Below are 16,350 nucleotides of genomic sequence, written 5' to 3' on the forward strand. Positions count from 1 at the left end.
GGAAAGCCACGACAACGGAGAGGAGCGGGTCGCAGATGTCCACGCCACTGCACAACGAACTGGCCACCGCGCTGGCCGAGCTGCGCGAGCAGCAGGAGAAGATCGCCACCGCTGTCGACGCGGTCGCCAACGCGACCACCACCGTCGCCGCCGAAGACCGGATGGTCGAGGCGACCGTCGACGGCCAGGGCAAGCTGGTGGAGCTGAAGTTCAACGGCCGCCGCTGGCGCGACCTGGCCCCCAAGGAACTGGCCAGCCGCCTGGTCGAGGTGATCGGCAAGGCCCAGGAGCAGGCCGCGTCCGCGTCCGCGGCGGTGTTCGCCGGGGTCATGCCCGGTGGCGCCGCGCCGTCGGTGGTCGACTTCTCCGACCCGGCCGCGCTCAACGCCGAGATCGCCGCCATGTTCGACGCCGCGGTCAAGGAGTGGCGATGAGCAGGCTGTCGGTCGACCCCGAGGGCCTGCGCCAGGGCGGGGTCAACATCCAGGCCACCGTCGACCTCGCGGTCAACATCTGCAACGAGCTGTTCGCCGCGGCCGAGGAGAACCGCGGCGCGGGCGGCACCGGTGAGATCGGCGAGAAGTTCGACAGCGGCTACCGGCCGGGGGAGGAGCAGGGGCTGAAGTTCCTGCGCCTCATGCAGCGCACCATCGGCGAGACCGGCACCCGCACCGTCAAGACCGCGGGCGTGTTCAGCGAGTCCTCCGACGACGCCGACGCCGCGGTGCGGCCCTAGCCCCAGGGGTGACGACCGATGGCCATGATGGTGCCGGACGAGGTCCGCAAGCTGTTCCAGGTGCTCACCGGCGAGGAGTGGCCGGACGCCAACGAGGACAAGCTGCGCGCCCTCGCCGACGCGTGGGACCGGGCCGCCTACCGGCTCTCCGGTGAGCTGTCCCCGCAACTGCGCACCGCGGTCGTCACCATCAGGTCGAACTTCGACGGCGCCGCCGAGCAGGCGTTCGCCAACCGGATGGCCCCCTACGTGGAGGGCTCGAACAACTACATCTCCATCGCCGACGAGCAGTTCCGGGCGCTGGCGAAGTTCCTGCGCGACCTGGCGCTGGAGGTCGAGTACGTCAAGCTCGTCTCGATCCTGTCGCTGATCATGCTCATCGCCGAGATCGCCTGGGCCATCGCCGCGGCCTTCGGCACCGCGGGCGCCAGCATGGCCTGGCTGGCGGCGCGGATGGCGATCGTGCGCTGGCTGCTCAAGTCGCTGCTGGGCAGGCTGCTGATCAAGGTCGTCCAGGCGCAGGTCGTCGGCATCGCCTTCCAGTTGGTCATCGACGTTGTCGCGCAGCTCATCCAGTTCGGCATGGGCACCCGCACCGAGTGGAACCCGAAGTACACCGCCAGCGCGGCCGCGGTGGGTGCCCTCGGTGGCGCGTTGACGTTGCCGCTGGCCGGTTTCGGCAAGGCGCTCGCGCACATCACCACCTCCGGTCTGGACTCCTGGCTCGGCAAGATCGGCAAGGACAAGTTCGACTGGCACAAGGTCATGCCGGAGACGATCACCGAGATCGGCATCGAGGCGTTCCACGAGACGCTGACCGAGGCGCTCTACAAGTACGCCACCGAGGGCGAGTTCGAGATGAACCCGTACTCGTCGACCTCGGGCGCGGTGTCCGGCGCGGGTGGCATCGCGGGCGGCGCCATCGGCAGCGCCCTCGCCCCGCCCAAACCCGCCCCCACCAACGGCGGCAAGGGCGGCCCCGGCCCCGAGACCCGCCCCAAGGGCATGACCGGCGACGGCACACCCCCCGGCCAGTCCGGCGGCTCGACCCCACCGCCGACGACCGCCACCACCATCACCAGCCCGACCCCCAAGGGCGGCCCGGATGTCACTGGGCAGGTGCCCGGCTCCCAGGGCGGCCAGAACCCGGTCACCCAGGCACCGCCAGTCACCTCACCGACCCAGACCCCAGGCCAGACGGTGACCACCGGATCCAGCCAGGGCAGCCAGACCCCCCGCCCCGGCCAGACCCCGGTGACGCAGCCAGGTCAGACCCCTGTCACGCAGCCGGGCCAGACTCCGGTCACCCAGCCGGGTCAGACTCCGGTGACGCAACCGGGTCAGACTCCCGTGACGCAGCCGGGCCAGACGCCTGTCACCCAGACCGGTCAGACCCCGGTGACCCAGACCCCGGTGACCCAGAACGGTCAGACCCCGGTTACGCAGACTGGCCAGAGTCCCGTCACTCAGAACGGCCAGAACCCCGCTACCCAGACCGGCCAGAACCCGGTGACCCAGAACGGTCAGACGCCTGCCACGCAGACCGGCCAGAACCCGGCGACCCAACCCGGTCAGACCCCGGTGACCCAGGCGAGTCAGACCCCGGTCACCCAGACCCCGGTGACCGAGACCTCCACCGGCCAGTCGCAGACCGGCCAGACAACCCAGACCTCGACCGGCACCACGCAGTCCACCACGAGCCAGTCCAGCACCAGCCAGTCCCAGTCGACGCAATCCCAGTCGACTCAGTCGACCACCACCCAGTCGACCCAGGGCCAGAACCTCGGCGGCCAGTCGACCACCCAATCCGCCAACCAGCCAGGCGGAACCCAGTCGACCACCACCCAGTCGACCCAGTCCAGCACCACCCAGTCGAACACGACTCAGTCGACCACCACCGGTCAGTCGCCCACCTCGACCACCCAGTCGACGAGCCAGTCACCCGCCACCCAGTCGACGACCTCGCAGACCGTCGCCCAGTCGAACTCCACCCAATCCAGCAACACCCCGTCGAACACCACGCAGTCGAACACCACGCAGTCCACCACGAGCCAGTCCAGCACCAGCCAGTCCCAGTCGACGCAATCCCAGTCGACTCAGTCGTCGACCACCCAGTCCTCGACCACTGGCGCCAAGACCACCACGCCGTCCACCACCCCCGCGACCATCACCTCGCAGTCGAGCACCACTCAGTCCAACACCACGCAGTCGACCACCCAGGGGCAGCAGTCCACCTCCGCCAAGACAACCGCCCCGACCACCACCCCCACCGCCAAGCCGGTCACCGCGGCCGCTCAGGCGGGCATCACCACGTCCCGGTCCGCGACCCCCAAGCCGCCCGCCAAGATCACCAAGAAGCGACCGGCGCCCAAGGTCCCCAGGAAGTCCGATACCACGACCTCCGAGCAGACCACCACCCCGCCCGCGAAGCTCACTGCCAAGCCCACCCCCGCCCTGCCCAACACCGCGGCCAAGCTCACCAAGACCCCGACGGCCACCCCCGCCCTCCAGAACAGCACCAACACGCCCAGCAGCCTCCCCAAGAGCACGGCCAAGCTCACCAAGAAGCCCGCCACCACAACGAAGTCCACTACAACGAGCTCCACCACCCCCACCTCCGCCACAACAAAATCCGCCGCCCCCACCCTCGCCACCACCGCCGCGCAGCACCAAACCGCCACCGCGGGCACCCCCACCACCAAGGCCCAGCGGTCCGCCAAGCGCCCCCGACGCGAGGCCCCCACCAGCAAGCCCACCCCCACCACCGCCAAGTTCCAGGACTTCCGCGCCTGGGTGGCGGGCATCAACTCCGTCAACGGCACCGTCAACTGCGTCAACGCCGCCGTCGCCTTCCACTCCACCTGGCGCGGCAACCCCACCAAGGCTGGCCCCGACCGCGCCAATACCGGGTTCGCCAGTGACCGCACCGGCTACGCGCCCGCCTTCCTCGGCGAAGGCCAGGCAGCCATCGCCGAGGTCGAGAAGCGGGTCAAGCGCGGCGGCCACGGAACCGATGCCATCGTGTTCACCACGCCCCCCAACGCCACCGACGGGCACGCGTGGAACGTGGTCAACCAGCACGGCGAGGTGTCCCATGTGGACGCCCAGTCCGCCACTTGGTCGGACACCGCGCCGCCCGCGGGCAAGGTGTGGGCGATCGTGCTCGACCCCGAGGGCAACTTCGTCGACGGTGACACGGTCGACAACCAGGGGAGCACCGGTGCCCAGGCGATCGGCGACTCCTTCGGGGTCCGGCCGCCCAACAACATCAACGCCATCGCCGCCCAGGAGCTCACCACCGCGCAGGGGCACCGCGACCACGCGAAGCTCTCCGTGCAGCGCGCCGAGCAGGCGGGGAGGTCCGCGCAGGCCCAGGTCCACGGCGCCGCCGAACCGCACCGCCAGGCGCAGGCCGCCGTCGCCGCCACGCAGGCCGTCGCGACGCCGTTGACCCTGGCGCTCGACGCGGTGCGCCAGCAGATCAACAACGCCATCGGGACCCTCAACACCCAGGTGCTGACCGAGAGCGGCCTGCAACAGCAGGTGGACCAGGCGAACCAGGCCGAGGACACCGCGGGCATCGCCCTCGACGCCGCGCAGCTCCGGCTCGACAACGCGCCGCCCGCGAACGTGGCCGCCGACACCATCGCCCGTGACGGCAGGCGCGGCGCGCTCAACGCGTTGGTCCAGAACCACGCCCCCTTGCGCCTACAGCTCCAGCAGGCCACACACGCCAGGCAGGCCACTCAGGCGCAGATCGCCACCTTGCGCCTACAGGAAGCCGCCGCTCACGATGCCGCCCGAGGTCCGCAGATCTCCGCGACGGCTGCCGCTACCGCCGCCGTCACCGCGACACAGCGCCTAGGGGCGAGCAACACCGAGCTGGGCCTGACGACTGGTCACGTCAACACCGCCCGCGGTCACCTGCAGACAGCCGAGCAACACGTCACGAACGCCGCGGGCCTGGTCACCCAGATCCAGGCCGCTGCGGCCCTGGAGATCATCCGGCACAACGCCGCGAACGCCGCCAACCTCACCGCCAACACCGCCGAACAGGGCGTCCGCGATCTCCAGCAGCGGATCGGGCAGCTCGACAACCAGATCAACGGCCTGCAGCGCACCGTCGACCAGGCGAAGCTCGACGTCGCCAGGGACAAGCGCGCCCTGGCCGCCGACCGCGCCCAGGAAGCTGCCCAGGCAGCCACCAACAGCCAGCCATCCGGCAGCACCCAGCCGTCGAGCAGCACCCAGCCGTCGAGCAGTGCCCAGCAGAACCCGGCGTTCGCCCAGCGCGACGCCGACATCACCAAGGCGGAGGGGCGGATCACCGCCCAGGAAGCCGACATCACCCGGCTCACCGGCCAGCGCACGCCACTAGGCACCCAGCTCACCACCGACAGCGCCGAGGCGATCCGCCTGCGTGGTCTCGCCGACGCCGCGCAGCTCGCCGCCGACCAGCAGGCCGACACGGTCAACACCCTGCACACCACGCTCGTCACCAACCGCACCAACGCGCAACTGGCCGCCCAGAACGCCGCCGCCGCGGCCACCTCGGCGAACAACACCGCCCGCAACGCCAAGGACGCCGCGGCCGACGTGAAGACCGCCGCCAAGCAGGGCGACGTCGAGCGGGGCCTGACCCTGCTCACCGACGTCCCGTTCGCCGAGCGGATCGTCATGGAGGAGCTCGGCGACACGACCGGTGTGTCCACCGCGGTCACCGGCCTGTTCGGTGACCACCCGGCGGTCGCCAACCAGGCGGGCCAGACCGCGGCGACCGCCGTGCAGAACTACCTCGGCGACATCATCAACCACGGCCACGAGATCACCGTCGACCTGCCCAACGGCACCACCGCGCGGGTCCTGCTCACCGGTGTCCCCAAGCGCCCCGGCGACACCCGCAAGGCGGCGACGGTCAACGCGGTGCCCAACTCGCACCCCGACATCGTCAAGACCAGGCGCGACGACACGCACAACCCGAAGGCGGTGGCGGGGTCGAGCAACCTGCCGTTGCGCATCCCGTTGATCTCGCTGGCCCCGATCGTCGACGGCGGCGTGTTCCTGCGCCCGATCGCCTCGGCCGGGTTCACCCTCAAGCGGTCGCAGGGCATGACTTCCAACGACATCAGCAGGCCGGGTGTCCGCACCGGCGACCGGCCGTGGGTGGAGACCGACTTCGAGATCGTCGCCACCCGCATCGGCGGCCCGGTCGGCCCGGCGACCGCGACCGTGCACGGCGGTATGCGGGTCCCGGCCGTGGTCCCGACCACCTCGGCCGCGCAGCCGCTGCCCGTGGTCGGCCGCGACCAACTCACCTCCGACGGCGTGCGCATCCCCACCGCGTTCACCGACGGCGTCACCACCGCGCTGGGCTCCACCGACCACCGCGCCGAGATCACCACCCTGCTCGGGTCCCAGCAGGTGCGGCACATGCCCAACAACGGCACCGTCACCGAGACCATCGGCGGCACGCAGGTCGTCGTCACCCCCAACGGCGCCCCGCAGATCACCCTGGTCGGCCCGTCCACCAAGGTCGACGAGCAGCGCACGGGCGTGAACCCGTCCGCGGCGATCACCAAGGGCGGCGACGCGACCGGGGCCCTCGGTCTTGCCGCCGGTATGGAGGTCCCCGGCCTGCAGTGGTTCGTCGGTCTGTTCGCCGACTTCTCCAGCGGGCGCTCCGGCGGCTACAACCGCGGCAACGAGTCCGCCGTCGAGCGCAACTCCTCGCAGCCGGAGCTGGTCTACCAGGTGACCCGCCCGCTGACCGTCACCACCAACGGCCAGCAGGTCAACGACACGGTCACCGAGCTGGTCACCGTGCCGGTCCCGTTGGCCCGTCAGCTGAACCTGACCCTGCCCGCGCACCTCGACCCGACCAACACCCAGGTCAGGGCCCCGGGCAACCAGCCGTACGCCATCGGCACCGACGACATCACCGCCGTGCCCGGCAAGGACCAGATGGTCACCTTCATCAGCAACGGCCTCGACGCCACCGGGCAGGCGGCCGTGGCGGCGAAGTTCGACTCGGACCCGAAGACCGTCACCGCCGTGTTCAACTCCATGCACGGCGGCGAGGAGGTCACCTGGGTCGCGGGCGGCAGGCTGCACACGCTGGAGATCTACACCCAGATCGTGCCGCCCGCGGCGAGCTACCCGTCCGGTCAGGGCAAGGGCACCGTGCAGGACCAGGTCACCTCCCAGCGCAGGCGCACCGACCAGATCAGCCGCAACGCCAAGCTCGGCGTGGGCGGTGAGGTCAGGCCCACCTTCAGCGGTGACAAGCCCGCCAACGGCAACCCCAACGCGAGCGGCACCGCGAGCACGGCACTGCCCCGCGTGGTCATCTCCGGCACCTACGAGCGCAACCGTTCCTCCGCGGTGGGCACCAACGGCCGCGATGGCCGTATCACCGCGTACGGCGGCGAGTACCGCGGCTTCGACGGCACCCTGGAGGTCGTCGTGGTGCACCGCGACACCCCCGCGCCCAACTGGTTCCGCCGCGTGTTCATGGGCGGCAAGATGACCTTCGGCCCCGCCTCGACCGACCGGCTCACCGAGCCGACCACCGCCGATGTCGACACCGCCCGCACGCTCAACGCCAACCTCCCCGCGGGCACCCCCGGGGTCACCAAGCAGACCATCCCCAACGCGGTGACCGTCTCCGCCCCGGTCGACAAGTTCGCCTGGTCCGACCGCCCGATGGCCCCGTCGCCGATGACCCCCGGCCTCTACGTCGGCACCCCGCCGGTCCAGCCCAACGGCACCGTCGTGGTCGACACGGCGCTGTTCGGCGAGTTCACCGGCGTCGAGCACGTGCGGGTCAGCCCCAACTCCACCGAGGGCCTCAACCTCGTGCTGGCCAAGAACGTGCAGACCGTGCCGGTGGTCAACCCGCCTGCGAACATGCCGCCCGCGGTCACCAGGAACTCGCCGTTCATGAGCGGCACCTGGCCGTCTTGGGGCACCAGGAACATCACCGAGACCAACCGCGGCGCGGGCATCCCGCAGCGCCAGTTCCGGTACAAGCTCTCCGACCTCACCAAGCCGGGCACCACCGCCGCCGACGCCGTGCGCGGGTTCGTCTCCCAGGTCGGCAGGCGCGGTGCCGCGGTGCTCGGCCTCAACGGCGAGAAGGCCGGTCCGCACAAGCTGTTCGAGCCGGGCAGGCTCACCGACATGAACGGCGCCATCTCGGCGACCGCGACCTACTCCTCGCCGCGGGTGGTCGACGTGCGCAAGGACGGTCAGCTGCAACGCCGCCAGGACGGCGACCTGGTGGTCAACAACAGCAAGAACCGCCAGTTCGGCCTGGAGGGCGAGCTGGCCATGGACGTCATCCCGCGCCGCATGCACCGCTTCGGCGCCCGGATCCGGTTGGTCTTCGGCGGCAACAAGCGCTGGGGGCAGGGCAAGGTCAACGAGCTCACCCCCGGTGGCCGCCAGCTCTACAACTACAAGGGTCCGACCGTCTGGATGACGATGGACGTCCGCTACACCTACACCGGCGACGTCAACATCCGCAACTCCATCAAGACCTCGCAGGCGGAGTCCCTCTCGGTCACCGTGGACGAGCCGGACGGCGTGCTCGTGCAGATGCCCGCCACCACCGCGGCCGAGCTGCTGACCCAGTCCGGGTTGCCGATCCCGCCCGAGGTCCAGGCCCTCCTCCCGGCCCCGCCCGCGGCGACCGGCACGACCCAGCACCTGATCACCGACCCGGCCAACCCGGCGTACAACGGCTACGCCTCGCACGGCACCACCACCGTGTTCAACTCGCGCCTGCACGGCCCCGACCCGCTGCGCGACGTCCGTACCCGCCTCGACCAGCTCGGGGTGACCGGCAAGTGGCAGGCCGACGTGCTGGAGCGGATCACCGAGCTGTTCAGCAGCCCGCGCGGGCAGATCTCGCTGCGCGACGTGCTCGCCGACACGGGCGTGATCTCCATCCCGGACAACGACCCGTTCTACACCGACGTGGTCGACGTGCGGATCACCTCGGCGCCCACCCGGTTCGCCCCCGGTGTCCCGGCCCGCCCCGCGCTGCCCGCCAACGCGCTGACGCCGAACTCGCAGACCACCTACTCCTACATCACCACCACCGACGCGGCCCAGAAGACCGGTTCCTACAGCATGGCCGCGGGTCTGCAGAACGACCTGGTCGTCCGCACCGCCGCGCCCAAGGACCCGCAGGGCAACGTCCTGCCCGGGGCCACCGCGGGCAACCTCGGCGCGCTGCTCGGCGTCGGCAAGCAGGTGTCGGAGTCGCAGACGCTGCCGGGCAGCAAGACCCTCAAGCCGATGCGGCTGGAGACCTTCGAGCAGCTCGACCGCTCCACCCACGACGTGACCTACTCGTTGGAGATCTCCCGGGTCCGCATCCCGAACCCGACCGCCGACGCGCTGACGCTCACCGCGGCCCGCCACTTCGACCGCAGCGACATGGCCACCGCGCCGGTCACCACGCACGGCTCGGTCGACCTGGTCGCCCCCAAGCCCGGTTCCTCGCCCGCGATGACCACGCCGACCACCCCGGCCACGTTCGACGTGCTGAACAACAACCCGTTGACCCTGCCGCCGACCGACCCGAACTTCATCCAGCAGCAGACGCTCAACCCCGACTCCATGTGGCACCTGGAGTCGCTGGGGTCCGACACCGCCAAGGCCATCCGCGAGGTCGCCTTCGCGCAGACGTCGAACACCCCTGTCGCGGTCGGCAATACCGTGGCCCGCAACAACTTCCGCACCGCGGGCAACAACCGGTCCCCTTACACCGCCAAAGGCACGACCTCCGAGTACGCGCTGCACACCCTGACCACCGGCACCGGTCTGCACAACGGTGGCTGGTCCATGTTCAGCAACTCCTCGTACTCCACTAAGGGAATCGTCGGCGCCAAGCGCACTTTCCACGACGAACTGCTCGATGTGTCTGTCTCCGGCCGTTTCGTTCCCGGCACGTTCAACCTGGTCCCGTTGAACAACCCGGGCAAGGTCGACCACGGCCGCGAGACCGAGGACATCACGCTCACCGGGTCGTCCCGCACGGTTACGTGGTCGCGTGGCATTACCGCGTCCGGCCTGGGTGGCGGTACGGCGCTACACCCGAACGACAACGTGACCCCGTCACCCGCGACCGTGCAGACCACGCCCACGCTCGGCACCGACAGCGGCATCGCGCAGCCCGAGTCGACGTCGAACGGCGCCTTCGACCTGACGGTGGTGGCCCAGGGCGGCCGGTCCTACCTGTTCGACGTGACCGCCGAGTTCTACGTGCAGACCACGCCCCGCCAGACCAACAAGGTCATCCCCAAGATCAAGGGCTGGTTCCGCAGGCTGGCCACCCCGTCCACGGTCAAGATCACCAGCACCGACGACGTCCGGGTCCGGGTATGGGAGGCCGACGCGCTGCGCGAGGGCCTGATCACCCTGGCCGACGTTTACACCACCGCGGGCACGAACCCGCCCGCCGGGCTGGCCTTCACCCCGGCGGCCGACGGGGTGATCCTGCACCCGCAGGGCACCCCGGCCGTGCCGCCGCCCGGCCTGCTCAACCAGGGGCCCGCCGACGGTCGCGGCCGGACCCTGCGGGTCGAGCCGGGCGTCACCCAGAACCAGGTCGTGGACTTCGTCGCCGGGCTCGGGCTCGACATCCGGCCACAGACCTTCGTCGTGCCCGCGGGCAGCACCTTCACCCCGCAGGACATCGCCGACGCCGTCGCCGCCCGCACCGCGCCGCCGGACGTCCAGGGCACCGTCGTGCAGCCGGACCCGGTCATCCCCAACTTCGTGCCCACCCCGCTGCGCCGCGGCACGCCCGCGGTGACGCTGGCCAACCAGGCCGCCCTGAACCAGTCACTCCAGAACCAGACCACCCCGAACCGGCCCGGGCCGTTCCCCACCTTCGGGTCGTCCTCGTCGTCCTCGTCGTCCTCGTCGTCCTCCTCGTCCTCGAGTTCGTCGGGCAGGCAGGGGCAGTTCCGGCCGAGCCGGAGCACCCCGATGAACCCGATCCAGGAGGAGTCGCCGCAGATCGACAACGGGCCAGCGGGCTCGCAGTCGTTCCAGATGACGACCTTCCCCAGCGGGTCCCGCGGCAACGGGACCGACGAGGTCACCGGCCTGTGGAACCCCGCCGACCACGCCACCACGCCCTCGAACACCGCGACCACGCCCGCGACCACGACCACGGTGGACTCCGGCGGTCCGCGGGGCACCAAGCGCTCCCGGGAGGACTTCGAGTCCGACTTCGGCCCGGTCACCCACCCCGAGCCGCCCGGCACCAGGAGCGTCCAGGACACCCTGACCCCTGCTTCGGCACACGAGGTCCTGGCGTTGACGGCCGTGGTGCCCAGCGGGTCCCGGTTCACCGACCCGGCCCTGTTCGTCGACCTGCTCAACGGCGACCGCACCACCCCGGGCCGCGACATCAACTGCGTCGACGCGGTCGTGTCGTTCCACTCGACCTACCACGGCGAACCCCGGGTCGCGGGCATCGGCACCCCAGGCCAGGCCCCGCGCGGCGCGGTCAGCAGGGCCGCCGAGTGGACGTCCTACGCGCCGGAGTTCGTCGGCACCGGCGCCAAGGCCCTCGGCGACGTCATCGAGCGCGTCACCCGCGCGGGCCACGGCGCCGACGCCATGCTCATCGCCTTCGGCGCCAACGGCGGCCGCGGTCACGCCTGGAACGTGGTCAACCACCACGGCACCGTGTCCCTGGTCGACCCGCAGAAGGGCACCATCGTGCCCGCGACCCCCGACGCCCTGCCCGGTGTCGGCCGCGTCCACGCCATCCCCCTCGACGCCGCCAACCAGTTCATCCCCGGCACGCCGAGCACCCCCGGACTGCCCACCGGTCTCCCGTCGGGCATCGCCGACGACTACGCCACCACCGCCGCCATGCCGAACCCCGACTGGGCCACCCACGTCGACGAGGTGGGCCACGAGCTCGACACGCTCCTCGACGTCGTCGACACCGCCGCCCCCGCCACCAAGGCCCACGCCGAGGCCCTCGCCCTGCACCTGCGCGCCGTCGACATCGAGCGCATGCGGGCCCTCGCCGCCGCGGGCGACGTCATCACCATCCGCGGCACCACCTACACCCTCGTCCCGCACGGCCCCAAGTACCACCTCGTCTCCCACGGCCCCGCCGACCCGGGTTTCGTGGCCGAACTCGCCGCCTACGTCCTGGGCCGCAGCATCTTCGCCCTGGTCATCGGCGCCGACGCCGAGTCGCCCCAGGTCCTCGAGTTCCCGCCGCGGGGCCGCCCGCTGCCCGTGGACGAAGGCGTCTTCGCCTACGCCAACGGTGACGAGGCGTGACCTATCTATCACCACGACGACAAGTGCCCAGGTGGGTCGCCTGTCCCGGGTGATCCGCCGCGATCCGATGCTTGAGCCGCGCCGAAACCGGGCACTAGGACCTCGGCGTCACCTGACGTGGAGCTTCAGCAGTGGAGAAAGGTTTCCTCCGTGACCGCGGTCCTTGAGCTGTCTCTCGGTTACCAGCACCCGGCCCACCGCGCCCTGCGCGCCTACCTGCGCGAGGTCGCCACCGAGGTCGGGGTCGGCCTGGAATCGGTCACCGTCGACCTCGACACGCCGGTGTCGGCCTACCTCGCGCTCGACGTGCGCCTGCCGAGCCATCCGGGCCGGGACGTGGCGCTGCTGTGGGACGAGCGCTCGGGCTGGGCCCTGGCCGTCGAGACCTACTCCGGTGAGGACCTGATCGTCCTGCGCTACCTCGGCGGCACCGTCGACGCGTCCCCGCGCGAGGTGTCCCGGTTCGTCAACGCGCTGCGGGTCGGCAGGCAGGTCGGGTTCACCGACCCGCCGTCGCTGCGGGTGCCGACCGGGCTCGACGGGCTGGTGCTGGCGCCCGCGCTGGTGGTGGCCGCCTAGGCGCGACGACACCGCGCTCCGGGCCGAGCTTCACGCGGCCCGGAGCGCTCCCATGACTAGGATCCTCGCGAGGTCTCGCGTTGAGCAGCCAGCGCCGAGCCGATCGCGGCCATCGTGGCCGGGGTTCATCGGACGTGCGTGGAGGGTGCTGCCGTGGGAAGTCAACCGGACGACGGTGACTCCGACCTGGGGAACCTGGTCAGCCAGATGGTCGGACTGACCGCCGACCTGCTGGCCGCGGGTTCCGTGGTCGACGTCCTGGAGCGGGTCGTGGTCACCGCCAAGGACGTGGTCTCCGGGGGCGACCTGGTCAGCGTCACACTGCGCGGCCCGGACGGCGGGTTCCACACCCCGGTGTCCACCGACGTCATCGCCGACGAGCTGGACAGGCTGCAGTACCGCTTCGGTGAGGGCTGCTGCGTCGAGTGCGCCCGCGAGTCCGGCCCGGCCGCCGCCTACAGCCCCGACCTGGCCCACGACGACCGCTGGCCCCGCTTCGGCCCCGCCGCCGCCGAGCTCGGCTTCCGCTCGCTGGCGTCGGTGGCGCTGCTGCCCGACGCGCTCGCACCGCGCCTGTCCGGCGCCCTCAACGTGTACTCGCGCGAGCCGCACGAGTTCGACCCCGTCGACCGCGACGCGCTGATGCTGCTCGCCACCCACGCCTCGCTCGCGTTGGCCGCCACCGAGGGCGTCACCCGCGAGCAGTTGCGGATCGAGCAGTTGCGGGAGGCGCTCGACACCCGCGACGTCATCGGCCAGGCCAAGGGCATCCTGATGGTGCGCCGCGGCATCGACGCCCAGCAGGCGTTCGACACGCTGCGCCGCACCTCGCAGAACATCAACGTCAAGCTCCGCGACCTGGCCAAGACCCTGGTCGATCGCCACCACCTGCTCGACTAGCCGGGACCGGACCGTCCGCCGGGTCGCGGCGACCCGGCGGACGGCTTCTTTCCATGAGCCCGCGTGCTGCTGCTTAACACGAGCGGGCTCACGTCCAGCGGCACGAGGACGACGCAGTGATACCCATCTCGCGATCATCCACACCACACGGTCGCCGACCGGTCACCGGGTCCCGCCGCCGAGCCGGGTAAAGGGCGGTCAAAATCCCGTCCATATGCTCGCAATGAATCATTCGATGGTCCCGTTGATGGAATTCTCGGCATATCAAGTTTCCCGATATCCGCCCGATATGGCGAGATCGGTCATGACCAGGCATTTCGGTCTCGGAAATGCTTTTGGCAACTGGGAAGTCGGGTGGCTTGGACACATTTGTTGACGCTGTATGGGGTGGCTCATACGTTGTGGCGGTCCGAGTTCTTCGGCATTCCCTGCATCCTTAGAGGAGTGTGGCGTGAAACGCACCCTTGCCCTCGTCGTCGCCGCGGGCGCGGCGACCCTGGCGGTCCACGCGGTGGCCGGCGCCGCGGACGCCGCCCCACCGGCCCCCGCCGCCAAGACCCCGCTCGCGCTCGCCGTCGCCGCCGCGGACCAAGCCGCCGCGTCCGGTCTCGACGCCCTCGCCAAGGGCCCCGACGAGCAGTTCGTCCGCCGCGCGGTCTACCAAGGCGGGATCCCCGGCCGCAAGGAGCTGTTCTACGTCTCCTACGACCGCACCTACAAGGGGCTGCCGGTCGTCGGCGGTGACGCCGTCGTGGCCACCGACGCCGCGGGCAACACCCTCGACACCGTCGCCGCCAACCGCGGTGGCCTCGCCGTGTCGACCAAGCCCAAGCTGACCGCGCGCCAGGCCGACGACATCGCCAGGGCCCGCGTGTCGCACGTGGACAAGGTCGAGTCGGGCAAGCTCTCGGTGCGCGCGGGCGGTGTCGGCACCCTCGTGTACGAGACCGTCGTCGCCGGGCACCGCGCCGACGGCGTGCCCACCCGGCTGCACGTCTACGTCGACGCCCAGACCGGCGCCGTGGTCGACTCGGTCGACGACGTGCGCGCGGGCACCGGCACCTCGCAGTGGAACGGCCCGAACCCGCTGACCATCGACACCAGCAACAACAGCACGGTCGACAGCACCCGGCCCGGCCTGAGCTGCGTCGACTACTCGACCAAGCAGCCGTTCACCAAGGCGAACAACTCCTTCGGCAACGGCCAGGCCACCAGCAAGGAGACCGGCTGCGTCGACGTGCTGTTCTCCACCCAGAAGCAGTGGGGGATGCTCAAGGACTGGCTGGGCCGCAACGGCATCGACGGCAACGGCCGCGGTGTGCAGGTGCAGGTCGGCCTCAACCAGGTCAACGCGTACTGGACCGGCGACCACATTGAGATCGGCCGCAACCAGGCCAACCAGTGGATCGCCTCGGTCGACGTGACCGCGCACGAGCACGGCCACGCCATCGACCAGTACACCCCGGGCGGCGCCGGGACCGAGGCCGGGCTCGGCGAGGGCACCGGTGACATCTTCGGCGCGCTGACCGAGGCGTACGCCAACGAGCCCTCCCCGTACGACACCCCGGACTACACCGTGGGCGAGTCGGTGAACCTCGTCGGCAACGGCCCGATCCGCAACATGGCCAACCCGTCGCAGGTCAACGGCGACCCGAACTGCTACTCCAGCGCCATCCCCAGCACCGAGGTGCACGCCGCGGCCGGTCCGCTGAACCACTGGTTCTACCTGCTCGCCGAGGGCACCAACCCCGGCGGCGGCAAGCCGACCAGCCCGACCTGCAACAGCACGTCGCTGACCGGCATCGGCATCCAGAACGCGGGCCGCATCTTCTACAACGCGATGCTGCTCAAGACCTCGGGCATGTCCTACGCCCGGTACCGCGTCGCCACCCTGACCGCGGCGAAGAACCTGGACCCGTCCTGCCAGCAGTACAACGCCGTGAAGTCCGCCTGGAACGCCGTGACCCTGCCCGCGCAGTCCGGTGAGCCCTCGTGCACCAACCAGCCCGGGAACGAGTTCAGCCTCTCGCTCAACCCGTCCTCCGGCACCGTGCAGGCAGGCGCCAACACCACCTCCACGGTGTCGACCGCGACCACTTCCGGTAGCGCGCAGACGGTTGCGCTGTCCGCCACCGGTCAGCCCAACGGTGTCACGGTCACGTTCAGCCCGTCGTCGGTGCAGACCGGTGCTTCGTCAACGCTGAACATCGCCGTTGGTTCCAACGCCTCTGCCGGGACCTACCCGATCACGGTCCGCGCGGCAGGCACCACCACACACACCGCTGTCTACAACCTGACCGTCGGCGGTCAGCCCCCGGCCAACGACTTCTCGCTGGCCCTCAACCCCACCAGCGGTAGCACTGCCGCGGGCGGCTCCGTCAGCACCACCGTCGGCACGGCGGTCACCACGGGCTCTGCCCAGACGGTGACTCTGAGCGCGTCGGGCCTGCCGTCGGGCGCCAGCGCTACCTTCAGCCCGTCCTCGGTGACGGCAGGGGGCACCTCGACCCTGGCCATCTCGACCACCGCGTCGGTCGCCGCGGGCACCTACTCGGTGACCGTCACCGGCTCGGGCTCCGTGTCCCACTCCGCGACCTTCACCCTGACCGTCACCGGCGGCAACCCCGGCGGCTGCGGCGGCGTGAACGCGTGGAGCGCGTCGCAGGCATACGTCCCCAACGACCAGGTCTCGCACAACGGCCACAAGTGGAAGTCCACCTGGTACTCCACCGGCGCCGAGCCCGGCGCGCCCGGCTCATGGGCTGTCTGGCAGGACGCGGGCACCTGCTGATCTAACCTGAGTCGGCACGGCACCC

Annotated in this window: 6 protein-coding genes; all 6 read left to right on the forward strand. The window is 70.8% G+C overall.

The genetic code is table 11. The features are described from left to right. Positions 1–35: 35 nt before the first annotated feature. The 6 genes from CLV68_RS29085 to CLV68_RS29110 all read left to right on the forward strand — a co-directional run bounded on the left by CLV68_RS29085 (position 36) and on the right by CLV68_RS29110 (position 16,325). Positions 36–434, forward strand: coding sequence for a YbaB/EbfC family nucleoid-associated protein (locus CLV68_RS29085; RefSeq protein ID WP_121394205.1), 399 nt, complete (start codon positions 36–38; stop codon positions 432–434). Further along, positions 431–736: a hypothetical protein gene (locus CLV68_RS29090; protein WP_092774390.1), complete on the forward strand. Its 306-nt coding sequence runs from the start codon at positions 431–433 to the stop codon at positions 734–736. The genes CLV68_RS29085 and CLV68_RS29090 overlap by 4 nt, the downstream gene beginning before the upstream one ends. An 18-nt stretch (positions 737–754) precedes the next feature. Then, positions 755–12,055 (forward strand): toxin glutamine deamidase domain-containing protein, encoded by an 11,301-nt coding sequence (locus CLV68_RS29095; RefSeq protein WP_121394209.1) that lies wholly within the window; start codon positions 755–757, stop codon positions 12,053–12,055. 150 nt (positions 12,056–12,205) lie between these two features. Beyond that, positions 12,206–12,634, forward strand: a complete 429-nt coding sequence (locus CLV68_RS29100) for a DUF6292 family protein (protein WP_211346803.1) — start codon at positions 12,206–12,208, stop codon at positions 12,632–12,634. A gap of 153 nt (positions 12,635–12,787) precedes the next feature. After that, on the forward strand, positions 12,788–13,534 hold the full coding sequence (locus tag CLV68_RS29105) for a GAF and ANTAR domain-containing protein (RefSeq protein ID WP_425454888.1): 747 nt from the start codon (positions 12,788–12,790) through the stop codon (positions 13,532–13,534). A 451-nt stretch (positions 13,535–13,985) separates the two neighbouring features. After that, positions 13,986–16,325: a M4 family metallopeptidase gene (locus CLV68_RS29110; protein WP_246010163.1), complete on the forward strand. Its 2,340-nt coding sequence runs from the start codon at positions 13,986–13,988 to the stop codon at positions 16,323–16,325. The last annotated feature ends 25 nt before the right edge of the window (positions 16,326–16,350 follow it).

The organism is Actinokineospora cianjurensis (assembly GCF_003663795.1).
GTDB classification, from domain to species: Bacteria; Actinomycetota; Actinomycetes; order Mycobacteriales; family Pseudonocardiaceae; genus Actinokineospora; species Actinokineospora terrae.

Excerpts from the sequence above, each read along its gene's own strand:
- CLV68_RS29085 (WP_121394205.1), top strand. The coding sequence starts at position 36 with ATGTCCACGCCACTGCACAACGAACTGGCCACCGCGCTGGCCGAGCTG.
- CLV68_RS29090 (WP_092774390.1), top strand. The coding sequence starts at position 431 with ATGAGCAGGCTGTCGGTCGACCCCGAGGGCCTGCGCCAGGGCGGGGTC.
- CLV68_RS29095 (WP_121394209.1), top strand. The coding sequence starts at position 755 with ATGGCCATGATGGTGCCGGACGAGGTCCGCAAGCTGTTCCAGGTGCTC.